The organism is Nonomuraea sp. NPDC050451 (assembly GCF_044458585.1).
Genome location: NZ_JBITHZ010000001.1, coordinates 799,158 through 819,473 on the forward strand (window position 1 = coordinate 799,158; position 20,316 = coordinate 819,473).

A 20,316-nucleotide genomic window follows, 5' to 3' on the forward strand; every position below is an offset into this window, starting at 1 on the left:
CCGGCTCCCTCGTCCAACCATCACCCCCGGAGGCGGAGGACGCGGCCGAACCGCCATCACCACCCGAGCCACCGCCCTCGGACGACGCGCCGTTGGCGGACGACGCCCCGTTTACGGACGAGGCGGTGTTGGCGGACGACACTGCGCGGATGGACGACGCGCCGTTGGCGGACGATGCCCCGTCGGCGTCCGGACCGTCCTCAGACGACGCACCGTTGACCGATGGGGCCCGATCGGCCGCCGGGGCGGGGACGGCGGATGGATCGCTTTCGGCCAACGTCTCGCTTCTGCAGGAGGCGCCATCGGACAACGCCCCGGCGCCGAGGGCTCCCTCCGCCGCCCCGGACGCGGGTCTTTCGGGCGCCGGGTCGGCGGGTCGTGGTGCGGTGGAGTCCGGCGCAACGCGCGCAGCCGAGGAAGCGGGCGTTTCGGAGGCCGGTGAGGCGCTGGCGGGCGAGTGGCGCGATGCGAGTGGCGCGGATGCCGTCTTGGGCGCGGAAGGCCATCCGGGGTGGGACGAGGAAGAGGCGGAAGACCTCCAGGAGGGACTCGGGGACGCGGAGGAGCGGGCGGGAGAAGGGCCGACGTTGGAGGCGGCGTTGGAGGCCATCCTGCTCGTCGTCGATGAGCCCGTGTCCGAGATCACCCTGGCCCAGGTGCTGGAGCGGCCCACCCACGAGGTCGTCGCCGCGTTGCGGGGCCTGGCGGCGGAATATACCGCTGCCGGCCGAGGTTTTGACTTGAGAGATGTCGCGGGCGGCTGGCGTTTTTACACGCGTGCCGACTGCGCGCCCCTGGTCGAGCGGTTCGTACGCGACGGCCAGCAGACGCGGCTCACCCAGGCCGCGCTGGAAACACTTGCGGTCGTGGCTTACCGGCAACCGGTGAGCCGGGCCCGCGTCGCCGCGGTACGCGGCGTCAACAGCGACGGCGTCATGCGGACGCTCGTCGCGAGAGGGCTGGTCGAAGAGGCCGGCACCGACCCGGAGAGCCAGGCAGTGCTCTACCGGACAAGCTCATACTTCCTTGAACGTCTGGGACTGCGGGACCTCAGCGAGCTCCCAGAGCTCGCGCCCTTCCTCCCCGACGACGTGGAAAACCTCGAGGAGACAACAAAGTGATCAACAGGCGTAGCACCCCGTCCGGTGATGGACGCGGTCGTGGACGTACCGGCGGCGCGGGTCAGGGCCGCGCGGGACGTCCCGCCTTCCGCTCCGACTCAGGCTCAGGGTCCCGTTCGAACGACGGCTTCCGCGGCGGGTCCAGGGACTCTCTCCGTGCCGACCGGAGCGGCTCGCGTGCCCGGTACGGGTCGGGCGACCGCGAGCAGAGGAACCCCCGTGGCGAGCGCGAGGAGCGCAACCCGGCGCGCGACGACCGCGGCAACCGCAACGACGACCGAGGCAACCGCTACGAAGACCGCGGGAGCCGGTACGAAGACCGCAACGGGCGCGGTGAGCGCCAGGAGCGGCCCCGCGGCGACCGGGGCGGATACCGCTCCGAGCGCCGCGACGACGAGCGAGGCAGCGAGCGCGGAGGCGAGCGTGGCGGCGGGTTCCGCGACGACCGCCGGGGCTACGGTGCCAGGGGGCGCGACGGGTACGGCGACGAGCGCGCCCGTGGTTCCCGCGACGACCGCGGCGGCTACGGCACCGACCGGCGTGAGGAGCGTGGCGGCTTCGGTGCAGGCCGGCGCGACGAGCGCAGCGGTTACGGTGCCGGCAGGCGTGACGAGCGCGGCGGCTATGGTGCCGGGCGGCGTGAGGAGCGTGGCGGTTACGGCGCTGGGCGGCGTGACGAGCGCACCGGTTACGGTGCCGGCAGGCGTGACGAGCGCAGTGGTTACGGTGCCGGCAGGCGTGACGAGCGCAGTGGTTACGGTGCAGGGCGGCGTGACGAGCGCGGAGGTCCCGCGGCCGGTCGGCGCGATGACCGTGGCGGCTATGGCACCGGGCGGCGCGATGACCGTGGCGGTTACGGTGCCGGGCGGCGCGATGAGCGCGAGGGTGCCGGGGCCGGGCGGCGTGACGACCGTGGCGGTTACGGTGCCGGGCGGCGTGACGAGCGCAGTGGTGGCGGTGGGTTCCGGGTTGACCGGAGTGGGCGCAGGGACGGGGCCGCTCCGGCCTCCTCGCGTGCCCGGTTCGGCAGGCGGGACGGCGATGCCCGCACCACCGACCGCGCCCCCCGTACGCCCCGCCGCGACGACGTGCAGACGATCGGCGGCGGCAGCCCCCAGCGCGACCGCGTGAAGGCCGCTCGCCAGCCCCTTCGCGACCGCGACTTCTACCCCGACGACTACACCGACGAGCGCGACACCACCGAGGTCCCCAACGGGGTGCGGCTGCAGAAGGTGCTCGCCCAGGCGGGCGTGGCCAGCCGCCGGGCCTGCGAGGAGATGATCGGCGACGGCAGGGTCACCGTGAACGGCCAGGTCGTGCGGCGGTTCGGGGCCAAGGTGGATCCGGCGACGCAGGTCATCCACGTGGACGGCAAGCGCATCCCCACCGCCCCCGACCTCGTCTACTACGCCCTGAACAAGCCCATCGGCGTCGTGTCCACCATGAGCGACCCGCAGGGCCGCCCGTGCCTGGCCGACTATGTGGAGGAGCTGGCCCCCAGGCTGTTCCACGTGGGCAGGCTGGACACCGAGACCGAGGGCCTGCTGCTGCTCACCAACGACGGCGAGCTGGCCAACCGGCTGACGCATCCCAGCTACGGCGTGCAGAAGAAGTACTGGGCCAAGGTGCCGGGCCCGATCCCGCGCGACCTGGGCCGCAGGCTCAAGCAGGGCATCGACCTGGAGGACGGCCTCGTCAAGGCCGACAGCTTCGCGATCGTGCAGGAGCACGGCCAGCAGGCGCTGGTCGAGGTCGTCCTGCACGAGGGTCGCAAGCACGTCGTCAGGCGCATGCTGGAAGAGGCCGGCCACCGGGTGATCGATCTGGCCAGGATCGAGTTCGGCCCGGTGAAGCTGGGCCGTACCAAACCCGGGACGGTTAGGGCGCTGACCTTGAAAGAGGTCGGTGAGCTGTACGCGGCCGTGAAGCTGTAATCTGGCCGGACGCAGGAGCCCGTGCGAACCTCCGCACGGGCTCTCCCGCTATGGAAGGGGACTGACCACATGGTGCGGGCGATCCGCGGGGCGATCCAGGTGGAAGCCAACGACCGCGACTCGATCATCGCAGGCACGACCGAGCTCGTCACCGCGATCATGGAGCGTAACGAGCTGACCACCGACGACGTGATCAGCGTGCTGTTCACGGCCACGCCCGACCTGACGGCCGAGTTCCCGGCGCTCGCGGCGCGCAAGCTGGGCTTCCACGAGGTGCCGCTGATCTGCTGCACCGAGATCGACGTGCCGGGCGCGCTGCCCCGCGTCGTACGCCTCATGGCCCATGTCGACCTCGACCGCCCGCGCTCCGCGATCCAGCATGTCTACCTGCGTGGCGCGGTGAAGTTGCGGCAGGATATCGCCCAGTAACGCCCGGCGATTACGTCAGGGCATATTCACGCCCACTATGGCCCGATAAATCAGGACACCGAGATGGAACTTCGCACCGCGCTCGTCGTCGGCACCGGTCTCATCGGCACTTCCGCGGCCCTGGCGCTGCGCAAGCGCGGCGTACGCGTGCTGCTCGCCGACCGCGATCACGCCGCCGTACGGCTGGCACGGGAGCTGGGCGCGGGCGAAGACTGGAACCCCGACGAGCAGCTCGCCGACGAGGTGGACCTGGCGATCATCGCCGTCCCCCCGGCCCACGTGGCGAGCGAGCTGCTGGAGCTGCAGCGGATGAACGCCGCCAGGTTCTACACCGACGTCGCCAGCGTGAAGGCCGAGCCCCTGCACCGGGCCTCCCAGCTCGGCTGCGACCTGACCTCCTACGTCGCCTCCCACCCCCTCGCGGGCCGCGAGAAGTCCGGCCCGGGGGCGGCCAGGGCCGATCTGTTCCTGGGCCGGCCGTGGGCGCTGTGCCCCACCGAGGAGGCCGACGCCGAGGCCAAGGCGACCGTGCTGCGGCTGATCGAGCTGTGCGGGGCCAACGCGGTCGAGGTGAGCGCGTCCGAGCACGACCGCGCGGTCGCCGTCGTCTCCCACGCCCCCCACGTCGCCGCCTCCGCCGTGGCGGCCCGCCTGGCCGACGCCACCGACGTCGCGCTCGGCCTGGCCGGTCAGGGCGTACGCGACGTCACCAGGATCGCGGGCAGCGACCCGAGCCTCTGGCTCGGCATCCTGTCCGGCAACGCCTCCCCGGTCGCCGAGGTGCTCGAAGCCGTCGCCGCCGACCTGGCCGACGCCGCCAGCGCCCTGCGCGCCCTGGCCGAGGGCGACGGCACCGCCACCAACGACATCACCCAGCTGCTCAAGCGCGGCGTCGTCGGCCACGACCGCATCCCCGGCAAGCACGGCGGCCCGGCCTCCTCCTACGCCGTCGTCCAGGTCGTCATCGGCGACCGCCCTGGCCAGCTGGCCCGCCTCTTCCGGGTGTGCGACGAGGTCGGGGTCAACGTCGAGGACGTGCGCCTGGAGCACGCCCCCGGGCTGCCCCTGGGCATCGCCGAGCTGTCGGTCCAGCCCGACGCCGTCTCCTCGCTGGCCGAAGGCCTGCGCGAGCGCGGCTGGGAAGTTCCCTGAGATCGGGATCGTCCCGTGTGAAAGCAGAACGCCCTATCGGTTGAGTAAAGGGTGTGACTGCCAATGTGACGGCTCGCGCCGGGCCATCGGACCCGGCGGAGGCATTGAGCGACGCGGCTCTGCTGGAGCTGTCGCGCCGAAAACCCGAGCGCTTCGGTGAGATCTACGACCGGTACGTGGCGGAGATCCACGCCTACCTCGGCAGGCGCCTGGACCGGCAGGCCGCCGACGACCTGACCGCCGAGGTGTTCCTCGCGGCCTTCAGGAAGCGCGAGACATTCGATTCCGGGCGTGGCGAGGTCCGCGCCTGGCTCTACGGGTTCGCCGGCAACCTGATCGCCCTGCACCGCCGTGCCGAGACGCGGCGGCTGGCGGCGCTGCAGCGCAGCGCCGGAGTGCACCGCGCCCCGGAGGACGGCCACGAGGAGCGCGTGGTGACCCGCGTGGACGCCGTGAGCGCGCAGGGACGGCTCGCGGCGGAGCTGCGGGCCCTGTCCGACGGCGACAGGGACGTGCTGCTCCTGAGCGCGCTGGGCGAGCTGAGCCATGAAGAGGTGGCCCAGGCCCTCGACATCCCCTACGGCACCGTCGGCTCCCGCCTGTCCCGCGTGCGCAAGAAGCTTCGTGCCGCCCTGGGCAGCGTCAACCCCCTGAACGGAGGCACCGATGGATGACTACCGGGCGGTGCGGGAGCTGCTGCCCGCGCCGCCGCTGACGCCCGACGTGGAACGGGCCGGACGCGAGAAGCTGGCCGCCGCGATCGCGGGGGAACGGGTACGGAAGGGCCGCAGGGCCGCCAGGTGGACCGGGCTGGGGCTCGGCCTCGCGGGCGCGGCGGCCGCGGCGGCCCTGGTCGTCGTCCCCGCCACGGCCCCCACCGTGCCACCGAGCCGGCACGGCGTGCTCGCCGCGCCGGACGGCAAACAATTCCTGCTGGCCGCCGCGGCCTCGGTGGCCTCCGTGCCGGACACCGGCACCTGGTGGGGGAGCACGCTGGTCCACGGCAAGGAGTTCCGCGAGCCCGGCCAGGGCTACGTGCTGCGGCAGAGCGAGTCGCAGGAGACGTGGATCCCCGCGGACCCGGAGGGCCGCACCTGGTACCGCTGGACGTACCTGGGCGCCAAGCCCGCCACGCCCCAGGACGAGGCGGCCTGGCGCGCCGGCGGGGCGCCGGAGTCGTGGACGTACGGGGAGAAGACTCCCGGATTGCCCACCGAGGACGCCCCGAACGGCATCGTACGGGCGGCCCCGGGCAAGCCGGAGACCTTCTCCACCGAGGACTGGGACTTCCGCATCGTGCTCGCGGGCAAGCCGCTGACCAAGATGAACGAGGTGCCCGACACCCCCGAGGGCCTGCGCGCGCTCCTCGGCGCCCCAGACGATCAGGCGACCATCGACAACACCGCCCGCCTGCTCTTCTTCGCACCGGTGACCAGCCGGACCAGGGCCGCCGCCTACCGGCTGCTGGCCTCGCTGCCCGGGGTCGGCGCCGTCGGGCCGGTGACCGACGTGCTGGGCCGCGCGGGGCAGGCGGTCGAATACCGCTCCGCCGAATACCCCACGACACCGTACGTGGGAGAGAGCCGCACCCGGCTGGTGATCGACCCGGTCAGCGGGATGCCGCTGTCCATCGAGACCCGGTCGGTGAAGGACGGGCTGCTCCTGGAGTACACCGCGGTCCAGGACAGCCGCTGGACGAATGACAACCCATTGGAGGAGACGAAGTGAGATACCCGGTGGCCGCAGCGGCCGTCCTCATCACCGCCGGCGTCGTCGCCGTGCCCGCGCAGGCGGCCCCGGCCGAAGGCGCCTACTGGCGGGTCGAGGTGGTGCGGACCGGAGACCATCCGCGCCCCGTGGGCAGCGGATACACGCTGACCGAGCGGTCGGTCAGCGTCGAGTGGCAAACACCTGAGGGCAAGGCGTGGTCCGCCTACCGCGAGCTGGGTGCCCGGCCCAAGACCGCGAAGGACGAGGCGGCCTGGCGGGCCGACGGCTCGCCTGCCTCGTGGACGTACCGGACGGAAGGCATGAAGATCTCGCTGTCCACCGAGCCCGGCAAGGGCCGGGTGGGCCCGGCGGAGGGGCGGCCCGCCGGGAAGTTCCGGATGGGAGAGAAGTGGGTGACGTACGCCCAGCTCCAGGCCCTGCCGGCCGAGCCCGGAGCCCTCAGGGCGCGCGTCGTCGCGGACGTGCGCGCCTGGATCGACGAGGCCGCGGAGGAGGCCAAGACCACCGACCCGAGTGCCAAGAAGGAGGACTGGCTGGCCAACCTGGACCGGTACGTGGCCGAGTACATGACCAGGCTGCTGTACGAGAACCCGGTGCCGTTCAAGGTCAGGTCCGCCGCGTACCAGGCGTTGAGGACCACCAAGGGCGTCAGTGACCTCGGCCAGGCCAAGGATCCGCTGAAGCGGTCCGGTCAGAAGGTCGCCCTGCCGGTCTACGAGCAGAAGAGCTCGGTGCTCAAGGAGCAGTTCATCGTGGACACCCGGACGATGACGCTGCTGGCCCACTACGTCGACCTCCAGGACGGCGGCAAGCAGCTGGCCGGAAAGAGCGCGGTCGAGACGTACAAGGTCGGCTGGACCGACGACAAGCCCGCCGTGCCCGCCGCCGGCTGATCAGCACCAGCCCGATGTCACATCCGAGCCTCCTCGATCCGTCTTCAGGGCGGATCGAGGAGGTAAGGAAAATGACCGACATTCTGGTACTCGGAGCCGGCTACACCGGAGTCGTCGCGGCCATCAGGACCGCCGTCAGGACCCGCCGCACGGGCGGCCGGGTAAGGCTGGTGAACGCCTCGCCGAGGTTCACCGAGCGGCTCAGGCTGCACCAGACGGCGGCCGGGCAGCGGCTGGCCGACTTCCCGCTGGAGGACGTGGTCGCGGGCACCGGCATCGAGTTCGTCCAGGGCCGGGTGGCCGGGCTGGACGTCGAGCGCCGGCAGGCCCGCCTGGAGGACGGGCGCGTGCTCGGCTACGACAAGCTGATCTACGCGCTCGGCACCGTCACCGACGCCTCGGTGCCCGGCGTCGCCGAGCACGCCTTCGTCTACGACGACTACGCGGGCACCGTACGGCTCGCCGAACGCCTCGCCGCCCTCACCTCGGGCACGGTCGTCGTGGCCGGCGGCGGGCTGACCGGCGTCGAGTCGGTCACGGAGATCGCCGAGGCCCACCCGCACCTGCACGTGGTCCTGCTGACCCGGGGGCGGCCCGGCTCCATGATGGGCGAGCGGGCCCGCGCCCACCTGGACGCCGCGCTGGAGCGGCTGGGCGTCGAGGTGCGCACCGGCGCGGACATCACCAAGGTGCTGCCGGAGGGCGTCGAGCTGGCCGGGGGCGAGCTCGTCCACTCCGACGCGACACTGTGGACCACCGGCACCAGGGGCCTGCCGCTGGCCGCCGGGTCGGGGCTGACCGTCGACGCCCACGGCCGGATCGTGGTGGACTCCGCGCTGCGCTCGGTGTCCCACCCCGACGTGTACGCCGTCGGCGACGCCGCCGCGGTCAGCCAGCCGTACGGCGTGCTGCACGGCACCTGCCAGGGCGGCATCCCCACCGGCCTGCACGCCGCCGACTCGCTCGCCGCGACCCTGCGCGGCAGAACGCCGAAGGCGTTCCGGTTCGGGTACGTGCATCAGCCCATCTCCCTGGGGCGGAAGGACGCGGTCATCCAGTTCACCCGGCCGGACGACAGCCCGCGCAGGTGGTACCTGAAGGGCCGGGCGGCGATCACGTACAAGGAGACCGTGAGCAGCAGTCCGATCCCCACGTTCAGGCTGCTGAAGCGGGGTCTGGTGCCCGTGTGGGTGTTCGCGCTGAGCGCGGGGCTCGGGTGAGCAGCACGACGGGCGGGGCCCCACGGCCCCGCCCGTCGCACTTTCGGTGATCAGCGCCTGGTCGTCAGGGCCTCGGTCACGTCACTCGGGTCGTCGAACATCTCGTGGTCGGGCAGGGTCTCCAGGGCTTTGATGATGTCCTTGCTCGCCTTGCGCTCGCGGGCAGCCCTGATCAGTTCTTGCTTGTTGGCCGGAAACTCCACGCCGCTCAGGTTCTTGAGCAGGTCGATCGGGTTCGGTATCGTTGTCATAACTCTGTGCTGCCCTGCTGTCACGATATGTAACATTCGGTCAGCAATCGGGTCGTTCCAGCCGTTGCCGCGCCCGTTCCACCTCGGCCGGCAGTTCCCGGCGCTCGGCCAGGGCCCGCGGCAGCCGCGGCACGGCCGTACGCAGCCCCTCCCAGCCCGCCGGGCCGGCGCGCAGCGCGTCGAGCGACCGCCGCGCCACCACCCGCCACGGGCGGCGCAGCACCGCGGTCAGCACGGCGTTGCGTGTGGCCAGCACCTGCCTGCCGCGCGGGTCCTTGGGGCGAGGCGGGTGGTGGTGGGCCACGACCTCGTCCACGTACGCCAGCCCCCACCCCTTCGCGGCCAGGTCCACGGCCAGCCGCTCCTCCTCGCCGAAGAAGAAGATCACGTCGTCGAACCCGCCCGCCTCCAGGAACGCCTCCTTGCGCACCACCACCGCGAACGCCAGGAAGCCCAGCACGCTCGGCCCCGGCAGGTCCGGCTCCACGCCGAGCGGTGAGTCGCGCATCGCCTCCGACACCGCGTCCAGGCGCTCCTCCGGCCCCACCAGCACGCGCGCCCCCAGGACGGCCAGCCGCGGATGCGCGTCCAGCACGTCCGCGGCCTGCTCCAGCGCCCCCGGCGCCCACCAGGAGTCGTCGTCGGCGAAGGCCACGTACGGGGTCTCGGCCAGGCGGACGCCGAGGTTGCGGCCCGGTGCCCCCAGGTTCCTGCCCGCCTCCACCACGTGAACGTCCGGGAAGTGGCGCCGCACGAACCCCGCCGTCCCGTCGGTCGAGCCGTTGTCGACGAGGATCACCGGGCGCGGGTGCAGGGGAAGCGTGCGGGCCAGCACCCGCAGCCTGTCCTTGCTGGCCACCACCACGGTGACGCGCGGATCGTTCACAGAGGGCCACTTACCGCGCCGCGCTCTCTTACTCCTCAGGTTGACGGCGCTCCCCGGAAAGGGGTAGGAAAGGCGGTAACAGCGTTACCGAAAGGAAACGGCGTTACCGTGAGCACTGCGTACCAGCAGGCCCAGCAGGAGGGGCAGAGCGTCGTCCGGGCCGCGATCCTCGACATCGCCACGCATCTGCTCGCCACCGAGGGGCCGGCGGCGCTGACCGTGCGGCGCATCTCCGGCGAGGTCGGCTGCTCGACCAAGGTGATCTACACGCTGTTCGGCGGCAAGGACGGGCTCAGCCAGGCGGTGTGGCTGGAGGGGTTCGCGCGGTTCGAGCGGTGGCTGCTCGAGGTGATGGGTCCAGACGACCCCCTGACCGCGCTGCGCAAGGGCCTGGAGGCCTACCGCGCCTACGCGCTGGCCGAGCCCGACCACTACCGGGTCATGTTCCAGGGGGCGATGCCGGGGTTCAAACCGGACCAGGAGTCGGTGCAGGCCGCCAGGCGGACGTTCGACCTGCTGCTGCGGTGCGTGGAGGAGTGCCTGGAGGCGGGCGTGCTGCGCGGGGGCGCGGCCCGGGAGATCGCCGATGTGCTGTGGATGGCCATACACGGCGCCGTAAGTCTGGAAATATCCGGCTATTTCGAGCCGGACGAGGTGGCACAGCGCTACCGGCTGCTCTGCGACTCGGTCCTCGCGCCCTTCCTGGCCGAAGGCGCCCGACCCACGACGAGAGGAACGTGACATGACGCCCTTCACCGGCGGGTTCGCGCCCGTGACCGATGAGATCACGGCCTTCGACCTGGAGGTCACCGGCCGCATCCCGGCCGAGCTGAACGGCCGCTACCTGCGCAACGGCCCCAACCCGCTCAGCCTCGACGACCCCACGGCCAGTCACCTGTTCCTCGGCGAGGGCATGGTGCACGGCGTGCGGCTGCGCGACGGCCGCGCCGAGTGGTACCGCAACCGCTGGGTACGCAGCGCCGGCGTCGCCGAACGGCTCGGCGAGCCGTCCCGGCCGGGGCCGCTGCACAAGAACTGGGACTTCGCCGCCAACACGCACGTCATCGGGCTGGCCGGGCGCACGTTCGCGACCGTCGAGGCGGGGCCCCTGCCGTACGAGCTGGACTACGAGCTCGACACCGTCGGCACGTGCGACTTCGACGGCGGCCTGCCCGGCGGGTTCGCCGCGCACACCCACCTCGACCCGGTCAGCGGCGAGCTGCACGCGCTGGCCTACTTCTTCGGCTGGGACCACCACCAGCACATCGTGATCGACCCCGAGGGCTCGGTGACGCGGATCAGGGACATCCCGATCGCCGACGCCCCGATGCTGCACGACTTCGCGCTCACCGAGCGGTACGTGGTGATCTACGACCTGCCGGTCACGTTCAGCCAGGCCCACGCGGAGAAGGGCGTCCCGCTGCCGTACGCGTGGAACGACGCCCACGGCGCCCGGCTCGGGCTCATGTCACGCGAGAGCGGCGAGGTGCGGTGGGTGGAGGTGGACCCGTGCTGGGTGTTCCACACGCTCAACGCCTACGACGACGGCGACGAGGTGGTCGTGGACGTGGTCCGCTACCCCAAGCGGTTCGTGGACGCCCGGCTCGACCTGGGCGGCCTGCCGACGCTCGACCGGTGGACGATCGACCCGGTCGCCGGCAAGGTCCGGCAGACGCGGCTGGACGACCGGCCGCAGGAGTTCCCCCGCATGGACGAGCGCCGCACCGGCCGGCCGTACCGCTACGGCTACACCTCGGCCGCCCGCGACCTCCACGACGTGCTCTACCCGGCCGACACCGAGCTGGAGGACCTGCCCGACCAGGCCTTCGACAACACGCTCATCAAGCACGACCTGGTGCGGGGGACGCAGGAGTGGCGGCAGTTCGGGCGGGGCGCGTACGTCGGCGAGCCCGCCTTCGTGGCCTGCGGCGAGGCCGAGGACGACGGGTACGTGCTCGCCCTCGTCAACAACGAGGCCAGGGGAGCGGCCGACCTGATGATCCTGTCCGCGCAGGACTTCACCGGCGAGCCGGTCGCCACCGTCCACCTGCCCGCCCGCGTGCCGCTCGGCTTCCACGGAAGCTGGATCGCCGACTGAGCGGGACACGGTAGCCTCTTCAGGTTGGGGTTCTTGAGAAGCTCGTGAAGAGGGAGAGGCCGTGACCGGTCTGGTCGTCGCCATGGACGGTCCTTCGGGGTCGGGTAAGTCGAGCGCGTCGCGCGGGGTCGCCCGGGCGCTGGGCCTGCGCTACCTCGACACCGGGGCGATGTACCGGGCGATGACCTGGTGGATGCTCCGGCAGTCGGTCGACCTGACCGACCCCGCCGCCGTGGCGGCCCGCTGCGGCGAGCCGCGCATCGAGTCCGGCACCGACCCTGACGGCCCCACGATCCACGTCGACGGCGTCGACGTGGCGGGTCCGATCAGGGAGTCCGAGGTCACCGACGCCGTCTCGGCCGTGGCCGCCGTCCCCGAGGTCCGGGCTCGCCTGGTCGCGCTCCAGCGGGAGCTCATCGGGGCCGGTGACATCGTGGTCGAGGGCCGCGACATCGGCACGGCCGTCTGGCCCGAAGCCGCCGTCAAGGTCTACCTGACGGCCAGCCCGGAGGCCCGTGCCGCTCGGCGCAACGCCGAGCTCGCCGGCTCGACGGTGGAGGCGCAGCAGCAGGCCATGGCCAAGCGTGACACCCTCGACTCGACACGCAAGACGGACCCACTCTCGATGGCGGATGGCGCCGTCGAGCTCGACACCACGCCGTTGAACCTGGAAGAGGTCATCGCTGAGGTGTTGAGATTGGTCGCGGAGCGGAGGAGCTCGGAAGGAGAGAGCGGAGCCAACGAGTTCCGAAGCGGCCGCGACCGTATACACGAGCGCACCTGAGGGTGCGGTACTCACAAAGGATGAAATTTCGTGCCAACGGGGGATTGGGTCGAGGCCGGCCTCGACGACCTTGAGATCACCGAGCACGGCGACACCACGCCGTTGCCGGTCGTCGCCATCGTGGGGCGGCCTAATGTCGGCAAGTCCACGCTGGTCAACCGCATCATCGGCCGCCGCGAGGCGGTCGTGGAGGACGTGCCGGGCGTCACGCGCGACCGGGTCACCTACGACGCCAACTGGCGTGGCCGCCGCTTCACGGTGGTCGACACCGGCGGCTGGGACCCCGACGCCACCGGGATGAACCTGCGCATCGCCGAGCAGGCGCAGGTCGCCGTCGAGCTGGCCGACGTGATCGTGTTCGTCGTCGACGCCACCGTGGGCGCGACCGACGCCGACGAGATCGTGGGATCGGTGCTGCGGCAGTCCGGCAAGCCGGTCGTCCTGGCCGCCAACAAGGTCGACAACCAGCAGCTGGAGCTGGAGGCCGCCGCGCTGTGGTCGCTCGGCCTCGGCGAGCCGTACCCCGTCTCGGCCCTGCACGGGCGCTCCAGCGGCGACCTGCTCGACGTGGTGCTCGACGCGCTGCCCGAGACGCCCGCGCTCGGCTTCGAGACCGAGCGCGGCCCGGCCCGCGTCGCGCTGCTCGGCAAGCCCAACGTCGGCAAGTCCTCGCTGCTCAACAAGCTCGCGGGCGAGGAGCGGGTGCTGGTCGACCCCATGGCCGGCACCACCCGCGACCCGGTCGACGAGCTGATCGAGCTGGGCGGGCGCACCTGGCGGTTCGTCGACACGGCGGGCATCCGGCGGCGCGACCGCGAGCTGCAGGGGGCCGACTTCTACGCGGCCATGCGCACCCGCGCCGCGCTGGAGCGCACCGAGGTGGCCGTCGTGCTCATCGACGCCAGCCAGATCCTCACCGAGCAGGACCTGCGCATCATCGGCCTGGTCATCGAGTCGGGCCGGGCGATGGTGGTGGCCTTCAACAAGTGGGACCTGGTCGACGAGGACCGCCGCTACTACCTGGAGAAGGAGATCGACCGGCAGCTCGTCCGCACCCCGTGGGCGCTGCGGGTCAACATCTCCGCCCTGACGGGCCGGCACATCGATCGGCTGGTGCCCGCCCTGGAGAAGGCGCTCGACTCCTGGTCCACCCGGGTGCCCACCGCCCGCCTGAACGCGTTCCTGACGGAGCTGGTGCAGCAGACGCCGCCGCCGGTGCGGGGCGGGAAGCAGCCCAAGATCCTCTTCGCCACGCAGGCCTCCGTCGAGCCGCCGAAGTTCGTGCTGTTCACGTCGGGCTGGCTGGAGGACACTTACCGGCGCTTCATCGAGCGGCGCATCCGGGAGGAGTTCGGGTTCGCCGGCTCGCCGATCGAGGTCACGATGAAGATCCGGGAGAAGCGGGCCAAGAAGGACAAGTAACGCATCGCTGCTGGAGCTCGCGCCGCCTGCAACCAGGAGGCCGAGCTCCAGCAACGCGGCAGCGTCCCACGTCAAACAACCGGGAGCTCCCTTCTCCGTTCGCCGAGCCTGTCAGCGATTCGCCTGAGGCGAAGGTCCCCGTCTGATCCGGGCGCAAGGACCCGTTGCGGGGTAGACGCTTCACAGCCACCTGCCACGCCAGGCGAGGGCTTAGGGTCGGCTCCACGTCCGTTTCGTGTCTCCGAGCCACTCCCGGCGACAACTCTTTTCACCAGTGAGGCGAGGTTTATCGCGGCGTTACGGTCGCGATCGATCCTCAGCCCGCAGAACGCACAAACGTAGGTGCGCACGCGCAGCGGCAGTTTGGCTTTCACTGCCCCGCAGCCTGAGCAGGTCTTCGATGAGGGATACCAGCGGTCGGCCACGATCAGAGAGCCGCCGTTCCACTTGGTCTTGTAGGTGAGCTGGCGGCGTATCTCGCCGAATCCGGCATCGGCGACAGCGCGGGCCAGTCGCCGGTTGCGCAGCATTCCGGCCACGTTGAGGTCCTCGATCACGATCGAGCCGTACGCGCGTGCCAGGTCGGATGTGAGCTTGTGGAGGGCGTTGTGGCGCAGATGGGCGACCCGATGGTGAACCCGGTTACGCTGCGCGTTGGCTCTGGCCCAACGCTTGGATGGTGACTGTCCGCTGCGCCGGTCCGGTCCTTGGCGGCGTGCGACCGTCCGTGACAGCCGCCGCAACCGGCGCAAGGCGGTGGCCAGGTGGCCGGGATTTTCGGCGGCGGGGCGATGATCGGAGAAGACCGCCAGTGTCTTTACGCCAAGGTCGACGCCGATTATCGCTTCTGGCTGCCTCGGGCTGCGCACTATGCGCTGGACCAGCACTGAGAAGGCCACGAACCACCGACCCGCCTCTTTCCGTACGGTGGCGGAGCGGATGGTCGCGGTGCCTTGCTCGATGCGGCGCGAAAGCTTGCGGGTCGACTCGTGCGTCTTGATCCGGCCCAGCACCGGCAGGACCACATGGGCGCGGCCCTCCAGCCGGATTGCACCGGTGGTGAAGCGCACGGATTGGACACTCCTGTGCTTGGATTTGAAGCGGGGGAAGCTCACCGGCGGCCCGTTACGTGTGCCATTGGCGGAGGTGCGCCAGTTCGCCAGTGCAGCTGCCAGCCGCTCCAGACCACATGCATATGCTTCTTTGGAGCATTCCGCCCACCATGGCGCGACCTCATGTTTGACGGTGTTCCAGCGTTTGCGCAACGTGTACATCGACCACGGCACTGGAGGGGTGAGCTGATCGCCGCGGAGGCCGTAAGAGCGTTCGGCTGCTCGCTGTGCCAGATTGGCCTTCACAAGTGCCAGCCCCCAGTTGAACGCTACCCGCGCAGCCCCGCAGTGTGAGGCCAGCGCGCTCGCCTGACGCGGCGTTGGATCCAGCGCGAAGCGGTACGCCTGCAGGACCTGCACCTCGCTACCCTCCACTGCCATACGGTCTGTGATCGGAAGACTACAGGAATTTACCATGCAGTCTCGAACGTATGGACGATTACTGTTCCATGCGGTCCCCAGGCGTCCACAGCGGAGGCGCCGGGGCCAGTAGACGCGCCCATATCGCCCCAGGCCACAGACTCGCCTGGTTCCCGGAACCTTCTCAAGAGTGCCGGGCGCGGGGCATCAGCAGCGCGACGGCCGCGCCCAGCAGGCAGATGAACGCCGTGACCAGGAACATCTCCGTGTACTCCGTGTGCAGCGCCGCCTGCACCTTCGCGGTGTACTCGGCCAGCCGCCGCTGGTACGTCGCCGCGTCCACGCCGAACGGCAGCGGCGTGTCCAGGTGCGCGGTCAGCGACTGGAACCGGTAGAAGCCCCACGCCGACACCGCCGCGATGCCGATCAGCATGCCCATCATCCTGGCCACCACGACCGCAGCCGACGCCACGCCGTGCTGGGCCGCCGAGGTCACGCGCAGCACCGCCGACGAGACCGGGGCGATGACCAGCCCCAGACCCAGGCCGGCGACCACCAGGTCGACGTCCACGAGGAGCCCCGCGCTCTTGAGCTCGAGCGGCCAGCGGCTCATCAGCCAGTAGCCGGCCGCCGCCAGCACCATGCCCGCCACCGCGACGACGCTGTCGCCCAGCCTGCGGGCCAGGAGGCCGCCCAGCAGGGCGCCCACGGTGAGCGCGGCCAGGAACCTGGCCAGGACCAGCGACGCTCCCAGCGCGTCCTCGCCGAGCAGGGTCTGGGCGGTGAACTGGACGAACACCATGGTCACCAGGAGCGCCGCCCCGGCCAGGAAGCTCACGGCCAGGGTGGCGAGCAGGGGGCCCTTGCGGGTGGCGGAGAGGTCGAGCAGGCGTACGGGGGAGCGGATCTCCCACCACACGAAGATCCCGGTCACCAGCGCTCCGGCGGCGATCACGGGCAGGCCCCATGGGGGGAGCACGGTCTTGGCAGGGTCGGGGTTGTACAGGCCCACGACCAGCAGCGCGAGCGCCAGCGCCAGCAACGCCCCGCCGACGACGTCCACACGCCGTTTCCCGCCGCCTGCGGCGGCCGCCCGCGCGGTCGCGCCGGCGCCGCCCGCGTGATGCGCCGTCGCGTCGGCACCGGCGCCGCTGGCCCCCTCGTCTGCGGCTCCGTCGGGCTCGACCTGGCCTGCCGCGCCGTCGGCGGGCGTCGTGGGGGATGCGGTGCCAGGGGCGCCGGCCGTGGGCGCTGCCGTGCTGGACGCGCCCGCTGAGGGGAGCGCCATGCCGGGAGTGGCCTGGGGTGCCGTGCCTGGAGCGGCAGCTGAGGGGAGTGCGGGTTCGGGGGCGGTCGTGGTGTCGTGCGGTGGACCGGGGCGGGTGGGATTGCCGGAGGGGACGGTGAAGTGGACCGCGACGGCGGCCAGGGCGGCGAGCGGGACGTTGATCCAGAAGATGGCGTGCCAGCCGCCCAGCTCCACCCCCGCCACCACGGCGCTCGGGATCAGCGCCAGCACCCCGCCGTAGAGGGGCCCGAGGGCGCTTCCGAGCTCCTGCGCCGCCCCGACGGCCCCCAGCGCCACCGGCCGCTCGCGCTCGTCCCACAGGTCGCCGATGAGCGCCATCGTGATCGGCAGCAGCGCCCCGCCGGCCACCCCCTGCACGGTGCGCCCGGCCACCACCATCACCTCGCCGGCGGCCAGCGCCGTCAGCACCGAGCCGAGCGCGAACGCGGCCAGGCAGGCGTGGATCAGCGGCCGCCGCCCGTAGCGGTCGGAGAGCTGGCCGAGCAGCGGCATCGCGGCGACGTACCCGAGCAGGAACCCCGTCACGATCGGCGTGGCCCGCTCCAGGTGGTTCAGCGGGATGCCCACGTCCTCGGCGATGTCGATGAGGACCGTGACCACCACGTACGCGTCGAGCGCGGCCAGCAGCACCACCGCGCCCCCGGCGCCGAGGACTACCCGGCGGGCGCCTCTCATCCGGCGGCGGGCGGCGTGATCGTGACCGGCGCGTCGTAGTCGCTGAACGACACCGTCACCGTGCCGTCCTGCAGCGGCAGGCTGGCCTTGGTCAGGCGGCTGGTGGCCTTGTCGAGCCAGACCTTGCCGTTCACGCCCTGCGTGAGGCCGGGGATGATCTGGCCGATCGCCGACCCGGGGAACGCGGTGGCCACCCGGTACGCGTCGCCCTCCAGCGCCTCCACCTGGGGATCGGCGGCCGAGGCGAGCAGCTGCGCGATGCCCTTGGTCGGCTCGAGGATCACCGAGGGGTCGTAGAACTGCGCGAGCTGCTGCCGCGTCATCTTCTGGAAGCCTCCCGTCGGCCCCTTGAAGTGGACGGTGTCCCCGACCACGGCGAAGCTGATCTCCTGCAGGCCCAGGAGGTCGATCGTGATCGTGCCGTCGGCGTCACCGGCAGCCGTGAGCCTGCCGTCCGCCTTCTTGACCGGCACCGTGGTCTTGCCCTCGGTCGCGATCGAGAAGCTGGCCGACTTGACGCTCTTCATGGCCTCGGAGGCCTTCTTCATCAGGTCGGGACCGGTGGGCAGTTCGTCGCCCCCGCCCGACGAGCACGCCGACACCAGCGCCAGAACGGCCACGATCAGAAGCTTTCTGAGCATGTGCGGATCGTATCGATCGCCTGGGAACGCCGTGAGGCGTCGCGGATATCGGTTGGGTGTCAGCGCAACTTCTTCAGCGCAGTTTCTTCAGGCGCTCGACGATGGGCCCGTAGGCGGCCTCGATCGCTTCGAGCTGTTCGTCGGTGAGCCGGTCGACGAAGTGCTCGCGCACGCTCGCCACGTGGTGCGGCGCCACCCGCTGGATCGCCTCCCAGCCCTCGTCGGTCAGCACCGCGAACGTGCCCCGCCGGTCGTCGCGGCAGTCCTCCCTGGTCACCAGGCCCTTGGCCTCCATGCGGGAGATCTGGTGCGACAGCCGGCTGCGCGACTGGATCGTCGCGTCGGCCAGGTCGCTCATCCGCATGCGCCGCCCCTCGCTCTCCGAGAGGTTGACCAGGATCTCGTAGTCGTTCAACGAGAGCTGATGCTCCTGCAGCTCCCGGTCGAGCCGGTGCATGAGGAGCTTGTGCAGCGCCAGATGCGTGCGCCAGGCACGCTGTTCGGCGGGTGAAAGCCAGCGAGGCGCGCTCATGATCCCTAATCTAGCGCACGTAAAGTGAAGCGCTATGGAGCAGCGGGATCCAGGGGAGAGCCTGGGCACCGTCCTGGTCGCGGGAGCGGCCAATCTGACCATCGCCGTGGCCAAGCTCGTCGCGGGTCTCATCAGCGGCTCGGCGGCCATGCTGTCGGAGGCGGCCCACTCCGCCGCCGACACCGTGACCGAGCTGCTGTTGCTGGTGGCGGTGCGCCGCGCGAGCCGGCCGCCGGACCGGCGGCATCCGTTCGGCCACGGCAAGAGCGGGTTCTTCTGGGCCATGATGGCGGCGGTCGCGACGCTGGTGGGCGGGGCCGGGTTCTCGATCACGCACGGCGTGCACGTGATCGGGCACGGCGAGGAGCTGACCAACCTCACCCCGTCCTACATCGTGCTGGCCATCGCGTTCGCCGTCGAGTCCGTCTCGTTCGCCAAGGCCCTCTCCCAGCTGCGCAGGCAGGCCGCGAGGCACGACCTCGATCCGGTCCGGCTGGTGCGGATCACCTCCGACACCCCGTTGAAGGCCGTGCTGTTCGAGGACGCGGCCGCTCTCGTGGGCCTGGTCATCGCGGGCGCCGGGCTGGCGGGGTCGCAGCTGACGGGCTCGGCGCTGTGGGACGGCCTGGCGTCGGTCGGGATCGGCCTGCTCCTGCTGGTGGTGGCGCTCATCCTGATCCGGTCGAACATCTCGCTGCTCATCGGCCAGGCCGCGCCCCCACACGTCGAGGAGGGCATCCGGGCCGAGCTGACGGCCCAGCCGGAGGTGGAGGAGGTGGTCGAGCTGCTCACGATGATGATCGGCCCCGGCTCCGTCCTGGTGGCCGCCAAGATCGACTTCGTGGACATGGCGAGCGCGGCGGGCGTGGAGATCGCCTGCGACGAGGTGGACCGGCGGTTGCGCGAGCGCTTCTCCGGGATCAGTCAGGTCTTCCTCGACCCCACCCCGACCCGCCGCCACTGACGGGGGCAGGGGTGGATCAGCTGAAGTAGTGCATGGCGATGGCGACGCCGATCACGTGCATCAGCACGACGATGACGATGAAGGAGATGAACACGAACTTGGCCGGCCCGTGCTCGAACGTCTTGCCCTCTTCGAGGGGGCGCCGCTGGGCCATGCGGTCGGCGATCCGCTCCTCCAGGGATTTCCGGTAGAACATGCATGCAAGTTTATCCAGGGGGGATGGGTGCCCTCCTGACCGGGGCGTCCGCGACGACGGCCACCCTGATGTCCGGCCCCACGCTCCACTCGAGCAGGTGGCGGCCGTCGAGGTCGTCGCCGCCCGAGCGGAGCTTGTCGAGCGTCAGCTCCCCGCGCTTGATCAGCGCCTCCTTGCGCGTCCAGTGCCGGATCAGCTCGTCGTTGCCGGTGACCATCGCGCGCTCGCGCGGGGTGAGCGCCCGGTCCGCGAGCAGCGGGTCCAGCGGCCCCGGCGGCACGTGCTCCGCGTCCACGCCGACCTTGCCGGGACCGGCCGCCGCGCACACGTAGCCGCGCGTGTGGCTGAAGCTGACGCCCAGCTCGGGCGCCTCCTCGATGTACGGCTTCCCGTGCCCGGGGCCGTGCAGGTCGCAGCGCTGCCGCAGGGTCAGCTCCTGCGGCCCGACGTCGAGCACGGCGGCGGCGCAGAGCCGTACGAGCAGGTGGGCCGCGACGAAGCTGGCTCGATCCGCCTCGAACCTGAACCGCCCGGCCCGCTCGGTCTCCACCTCGGTGAGCCAGTCTTCCGGGGCGCGCACCTCGTCGGGGCGGCCGCCCATCGCTA

At 71.4% G+C, this 20,316-nt stretch carries 21 protein-coding genes; 13 read left to right on the forward strand and 8 right to left on the reverse strand.

Annotation, left to right across the window (positions count from 1 at the left end; translation table 11 throughout):
* Positions 1-587 precede the first annotated feature (587 nt).
* The 8 genes from scpB to ACIBI9_RS03585 all read left to right on the forward strand — a co-directional run bounded on the left by scpB (position 588) and on the right by ACIBI9_RS03585 (position 8,480).
* Positions 588-1,121 carry an SMC-Scp complex subunit ScpB gene (scpB, locus tag ACIBI9_RS03550; RefSeq protein WP_225966326.1) on the forward strand — a complete coding sequence of 178 codons (534 nt, stop codon included), beginning with the start codon at positions 588-590 and terminating at the stop codon, positions 1,119-1,121.
* Positions 1,118-3,055: a pseudouridine synthase gene (locus ACIBI9_RS03555; protein WP_397220328.1), complete on the forward strand. Its 1,938-nt coding sequence runs from the start codon at positions 1,118-1,120 to the stop codon at positions 3,053-3,055. Before scpB ends, ACIBI9_RS03555 begins: the two co-directional genes overlap by 4 nt.
* Before the next feature lie 69 nt (positions 3,056-3,124).
* Complete coding sequence (gene aroH / locus ACIBI9_RS03560; protein ID WP_185073133.1) at positions 3,125-3,484, forward strand: chorismate mutase; 360 nt, start codon at positions 3,125-3,127, stop codon at positions 3,482-3,484.
* Between the two features lie 63 nt (positions 3,485-3,547).
* Complete coding sequence (locus tag ACIBI9_RS03565) at positions 3,548-4,636, forward strand: prephenate dehydrogenase (protein ID WP_397220329.1); 1,089 nt, start codon at positions 3,548-3,550, stop codon at positions 4,634-4,636.
* A gap of 104 nt (positions 4,637-4,740) precedes the next feature.
* On the forward strand, positions 4,741-5,310 hold the full coding sequence (locus ACIBI9_RS03570) for an RNA polymerase sigma factor (RefSeq protein ID WP_397220330.1): 570 nt from the start codon (positions 4,741-4,743) through the stop codon (positions 5,308-5,310).
* Positions 5,303-6,364 carry a CU044_5270 family protein gene (locus ACIBI9_RS03575; RefSeq protein ID WP_397220331.1) on the forward strand — a complete coding sequence of 354 codons (1,062 nt, stop codon included), beginning with the start codon at positions 5,303-5,305 and terminating at the stop codon, positions 6,362-6,364. The genes ACIBI9_RS03570 and ACIBI9_RS03575 overlap by 8 nt, the downstream gene beginning before the upstream one ends.
* Positions 6,361-7,260 carry a hypothetical protein gene (locus ACIBI9_RS03580; RefSeq protein ID WP_397220332.1) on the forward strand — a complete coding sequence of 300 codons (900 nt, stop codon included), beginning with the start codon at positions 6,361-6,363 and terminating at the stop codon, positions 7,258-7,260. The genes ACIBI9_RS03575 and ACIBI9_RS03580 overlap by 4 nt, the downstream gene beginning before the upstream one ends.
* Positions 7,261-7,331: 71 nt before the next feature.
* The gene (locus ACIBI9_RS03585) at positions 7,332-8,480 is read left to right on the forward strand and encodes an NAD(P)/FAD-dependent oxidoreductase (RefSeq protein WP_397220333.1); all 1,149 of its coding nucleotides are present in this window, start codon (positions 7,332-7,334) and stop codon (positions 8,478-8,480) included.
* A gap of 50 nt (positions 8,481-8,530) precedes the next feature.
* Here ACIBI9_RS03585 and ACIBI9_RS03590 read toward each other — a convergent pair whose 3' ends face one another.
* Both ACIBI9_RS03590 and ACIBI9_RS03595 read right to left on the reverse strand, forming a co-directional pair.
* Positions 8,531-8,731, reverse strand: coding sequence for a DUF2795 domain-containing protein (locus ACIBI9_RS03590; RefSeq protein WP_192792368.1), 201 nt, complete (start codon positions 8,729-8,731; stop codon positions 8,531-8,533).
* A 40-nt stretch (positions 8,732-8,771) separates the two neighbouring features.
* Positions 8,772-9,617, reverse strand: coding sequence for a glycosyltransferase family 2 protein (locus ACIBI9_RS03595; RefSeq protein WP_397220334.1), 846 nt, complete (start codon positions 9,615-9,617; stop codon positions 8,772-8,774).
* Positions 9,618-9,725: 108 nt separating this feature from the next.
* Here ACIBI9_RS03595 and ACIBI9_RS03600 point away from each other — a divergent pair, with 108 nt between their 5' ends.
* From ACIBI9_RS03600 to der, 4 genes are all read left to right on the forward strand, one after another.
* Entirely contained in the window at positions 9,726-10,358 is a 633-nt protein-coding gene (locus tag ACIBI9_RS03600) for a TetR/AcrR family transcriptional regulator (protein WP_397220335.1), read from the forward strand.
* Between the two features lies 1 nt (position 10,359).
* Positions 10,360-11,715 carry a carotenoid oxygenase family protein gene (locus ACIBI9_RS03605; RefSeq protein ID WP_397220336.1) on the forward strand — a complete coding sequence of 452 codons (1,356 nt, stop codon included), beginning with the start codon at positions 10,360-10,362 and terminating at the stop codon, positions 11,713-11,715.
* A 61-nt stretch (positions 11,716-11,776) separates the two neighbouring features.
* Positions 11,777-12,499 carry a (d)CMP kinase gene (gene cmk, locus ACIBI9_RS03610; protein WP_397220337.1) on the forward strand — a complete coding sequence of 241 codons (723 nt, stop codon included), beginning with the start codon at positions 11,777-11,779 and terminating at the stop codon, positions 12,497-12,499.
* Positions 12,500-12,529: 30 nt separating this feature from the next.
* Positions 12,530-13,921, forward strand: coding sequence for a ribosome biogenesis GTPase Der (der, locus tag ACIBI9_RS03615; RefSeq protein ID WP_394500028.1), 1,392 nt, complete (start codon positions 12,530-12,532; stop codon positions 13,919-13,921).
* A gap of 71 nt (positions 13,922-13,992) precedes the next feature.
* Here the strand turns inward: der and tnpB are convergent, their stop codons facing one another.
* From tnpB to ACIBI9_RS03635, 4 genes are all read right to left on the reverse strand, one after another.
* A complete protein-coding gene (gene tnpB, locus ACIBI9_RS03620; RefSeq protein WP_397220338.1) occupies positions 13,993-15,393 on the reverse strand; it encodes an IS607 family element RNA-guided endonuclease TnpB in 1,401 nt (466 codons plus the stop codon).
* Between the two features lie 184 nt (positions 15,394-15,577).
* Positions 15,578-17,377 carry an MFS transporter gene (locus tag ACIBI9_RS03625; RefSeq protein WP_397220339.1) on the reverse strand — a complete coding sequence of 600 codons (1,800 nt, stop codon included), beginning with the start codon at positions 17,375-17,377 and terminating at the stop codon, positions 15,578-15,580.
* The gene (locus ACIBI9_RS03630) at positions 17,374-18,018 is read right to left on the reverse strand and encodes an LppX_LprAFG lipoprotein (protein WP_397220340.1); all 645 of its coding nucleotides are present in this window, start codon (positions 18,016-18,018) and stop codon (positions 17,374-17,376) included. Before ACIBI9_RS03630 ends, ACIBI9_RS03625 begins: the two co-directional genes overlap by 4 nt.
* 73 nt (positions 18,019-18,091) lie before the next feature.
* Positions 18,092-18,550 (reverse strand): MarR family winged helix-turn-helix transcriptional regulator, encoded by a 459-nt coding sequence (locus ACIBI9_RS03635; protein ID WP_397220341.1) that lies wholly within the window; start codon positions 18,548-18,550, stop codon positions 18,092-18,094.
* A gap of 34 nt (positions 18,551-18,584) precedes the next feature.
* Here ACIBI9_RS03635 and ACIBI9_RS03640 point away from each other — a divergent pair, with 34 nt between their 5' ends.
* Positions 18,585-19,514 (forward strand): cation diffusion facilitator family transporter, encoded by a 930-nt coding sequence (locus ACIBI9_RS03640; RefSeq protein WP_397220342.1) that lies wholly within the window; start codon positions 18,585-18,587, stop codon positions 19,512-19,514.
* 16 nt (positions 19,515-19,530) lie between these two features.
* On the opposite strand, the gene ACIBI9_RS03645 is transcribed toward ACIBI9_RS03640, so the two are convergent.
* Both ACIBI9_RS03645 and ACIBI9_RS03650 read right to left on the reverse strand, forming a co-directional pair.
* Complete coding sequence (locus ACIBI9_RS03645; RefSeq protein WP_350726448.1) at positions 19,531-19,710, reverse strand: hypothetical protein; 180 nt, start codon at positions 19,708-19,710, stop codon at positions 19,531-19,533.
* 10 nt (positions 19,711-19,720) lie between these two features.
* Entirely contained in the window at positions 19,721-20,311 is a 591-nt protein-coding gene (locus ACIBI9_RS03650) for a 4'-phosphopantetheinyl transferase family protein (RefSeq protein ID WP_397220343.1), read from the reverse strand.
* Positions 20,312-20,316: the final 5 nt, after the last annotated feature.

Bases quoted from the DNA above. Each gene is read 5' to 3' on its own strand.
- aroH (WP_185073133.1), top strand. From the start codon at position 3,125: ATGGTGCGGGCGATCCGCGGGGCGATCCAGGTGGAAGCCAACGACCGC.
- ACIBI9_RS03565 (WP_397220329.1), top strand. From the start codon at position 3,548: ATGGAACTTCGCACCGCGCTCGTCGTCGGCACCGGTCTCATCGGCACT.
- ACIBI9_RS03575 (WP_397220331.1), top strand. From the start codon at position 5,303: ATGGATGACTACCGGGCGGTGCGGGAGCTGCTGCCCGCGCCGCCGCTG.
- ACIBI9_RS03585 (WP_397220333.1), top strand. From the start codon at position 7,332: ATGACCGACATTCTGGTACTCGGAGCCGGCTACACCGGAGTCGTCGCG.
- ACIBI9_RS03590 (WP_192792368.1), bottom strand. From the start codon at position 8,731: ATGACAACGATACCGAACCCGATCGACCTGCTCAAGAACCTGAGCGGC.
- ACIBI9_RS03605 (WP_397220336.1), top strand. From the start codon at position 10,360: ATGACGCCCTTCACCGGCGGGTTCGCGCCCGTGACCGATGAGATCACG.
- ACIBI9_RS03625 (WP_397220339.1), bottom strand. From the start codon at position 17,377: ATGAGAGGCGCCCGCCGGGTAGTCCTCGGCGCCGGGGGCGCGGTGGTG.
- ACIBI9_RS03630 (WP_397220340.1), bottom strand. From the start codon at position 18,018: ATGCTCAGAAAGCTTCTGATCGTGGCCGTTCTGGCGCTGGTGTCGGCG.
- ACIBI9_RS03635 (WP_397220341.1), bottom strand. From the start codon at position 18,550: ATGAGCGCGCCTCGCTGGCTTTCACCCGCCGAACAGCGTGCCTGGCGC.
- ACIBI9_RS03640 (WP_397220342.1), top strand. From the start codon at position 18,585: ATGGAGCAGCGGGATCCAGGGGAGAGCCTGGGCACCGTCCTGGTCGCG.
- ACIBI9_RS03645 (WP_350726448.1), bottom strand. From the start codon at position 19,710: ATGTTCTACCGGAAATCCCTGGAGGAGCGGATCGCCGACCGCATGGCC.
- ACIBI9_RS03650 (WP_397220343.1), bottom strand. From the start codon at position 20,311: ATGGGCGGCCGCCCCGACGAGGTGCGCGCCCCGGAAGACTGGCTCACC.